Source organism: Pseudomonas sp. PS02303 (assembly GCF_029959925.1).
Lineage (GTDB): Bacteria > Pseudomonadota > Gammaproteobacteria > Pseudomonadales > Pseudomonadaceae > Aquipseudomonas > Aquipseudomonas mandelii.
Genome location: NZ_JASCOM010000491.1, coordinates 1 through 1,872 on the forward strand (window position 1 = coordinate 1; position 1,872 = coordinate 1,872).

2 protein-coding genes are annotated in these 1,872 nt (G+C 62.7%); both read right to left on the reverse strand.

Features of this window, described 5'->3' with window-relative positions; translation table 11 throughout:
* Positions 1-77: 77 nt before the first annotated feature.
* Entirely contained in the window at positions 78-635 is a 558-nt protein-coding gene (locus QMX98_RS34385; protein ID WP_010466760.1) for a phosphonate degradation HD-domain oxygenase, read from the reverse strand.
* Positions 635-1,768, reverse strand: a complete 1,134-nt coding sequence (locus tag QMX98_RS34390) for a TIGR03364 family FAD-dependent oxidoreductase (protein WP_010466758.1) — start codon at positions 1,766-1,768, stop codon at positions 635-637. Before QMX98_RS34390 ends, QMX98_RS34385 begins: the two co-directional genes overlap by 1 nt.
* Positions 1,769-1,872: the final 104 nt, after the last annotated feature.

Here is a 1,872-nt window from a genome sequence, read left to right on the forward strand (position 1 = left end):
GGCTCGCTCCCACATTGGAATGCGTTCCCCTGTGGGAGCGAGCCTGCTCGCGATGGCAGCGACCCGGTTTCGAGCTATTACGCAGCCAACAGCCGCAACGCCTTATCCTTCAACACCCCCAGATCCATCACCGGCACGCCCATGTCCTTGGCCTGTTCATCCCACTGGCGCATCCGCAAACTGGCCTTGCATAACGGATCCTTCTCGAAGGCTTCAGCCTCTTCCGCGGTCATCACCCCACCCTGGTATTCCAGGGTCCGGCGGCTGGCTTCGCTCAATCGCTCGTAGTACCCGGGCTCTTTAAGCGTCAGATAACGCTTGGCCTGAACGTGGTATTCCACCAGCCGCGCCAGGCGCTCGCTGAAACCGGCCCGACGCAAGTAATCGGCGCCCAGACGTTCGTGGCTGACCACACCAAAACCACCCATGTTCTCGGCGCTCCCGCCACAAATATGCCCGATGTCATGGAAGAACGCGGCCAGCACCACTTCGTCATCAAAGCCCTCGGCCATGGCCAATTCAGCCGCCTGGGACATGTGTTCGATCTGCGACACCGGCTCGCCGATGTAATCGCTGTCGCCAAAGCGTTCGTACAGCCCAAACACCTCGGCGATCACTTGCTCATTGCTGTCCATCAATGCTCTCCCAATAAGGTGGCGACGTTACGTTCGGCCAGCGCCGGGCCGACGCTCATGCCGACACCGGTGTGCATCAGCGCCACGCTCACACCCGGCATCGGGAGCAGGAACGAGAACGGCCCCGGCCCCCGTGAACCATAGACGCCCTGCCAGCGCTCGACCACCTGCACCTTGCACCCCAGGGTTTGTTCAGCGAGTCCGATCATCCAGTCATCGACCTGCTCGGCATTGAACGGCGATGGATCGCGGCCGTAATGGTGGGAGTCGCCGATGATCAACTCACCGTAAGGCGTCGGGCTGATCAGCAGGTGGATGCCGTTTTCATGCAAGTGTGGCTCCTCGCGCAGAATCTGCGCCTGCACCGCCGCCGCTTCCGGCAGATCGGCGAAGGCGCCGTAATGCACGCAACTCAAACCGGTGAGCAATGCGTGTTGCAGGTTGAGGTTGATCTGCGGCCGGGCGCGGAGCATTTGCAGGCGGCAGATTTGCGGGTTGAGCGCGGCGATCGGCTCGGCCAGCAAGGTCTGATAATCGTGCCCGGAGCAGACGATGATCTGATCGGCGCTGAACGTGCCGGCCGTGCTGCGCAGGCGACCCGGCTCGATATCGCGCACCAGGGTAGAGAAGTGAAACGCGACGCCGAGCTCGCGGCGCAAGTAGTCGATCAACGTCGGAATCGCTTCACGGGAATACAGTTGCTGATCGTCCAGGCCGTGCAACGCCGCGCGGTGATGGCGGAACTGACCGCCGTAGAGATCGCGCAAGGCAGCACCGCGCAGCAGGTCGACGCGGTAACCGTATTCCACGGCGCGGCCGGTGCAGAAGGCTTCGAGCAGGTGTTCTTCGGCTTCGCTGCGAGCGAACAAATACGAGCCGTTGCGCTTGAGTTGCAACCCGGCCAGTTGTGCCCATTGGCCCCAGATCTCGCGGCTGGCCCTGGCCAGTTCGAGCATCGGGCCCGGGGGTTGGCCGGTGACGAGGGCCTGGCCGAAGTTGCGGACCGAGGCGCCCAAGGGGGTTTCGCTGCGTTCGAAAACCGTGACCTTCAGACCGCGTCTGGCGGCGGCGTAGGCGTGGGACAGGCCGAGAATGCCGGCGCCGACGATCAGCATGTCGTTGTGGTGTGTCATCAAGTGATGTCCTGAATTTTAAGCCGCCTTCGCGGGCAAGCCTCGCTCCTGCAGGGTTGCGCGTTATCACAAACGACACCAACCCTGTAGGAGCGAGGCTTGCC

Excerpts from the sequence above, each read along its gene's own strand:
- QMX98_RS34390 (WP_010466758.1), bottom strand. The coding sequence starts at position 1,768 with ATGACACACCACAACGACATGCTGATCGTCGGCGCCGGCATTCTCGGC.
- QMX98_RS34385 (WP_010466760.1), bottom strand. The coding sequence starts at position 635 with ATGGACAGCAATGAGCAAGTGATCGCCGAGGTGTTTGGGCTGTACGAA.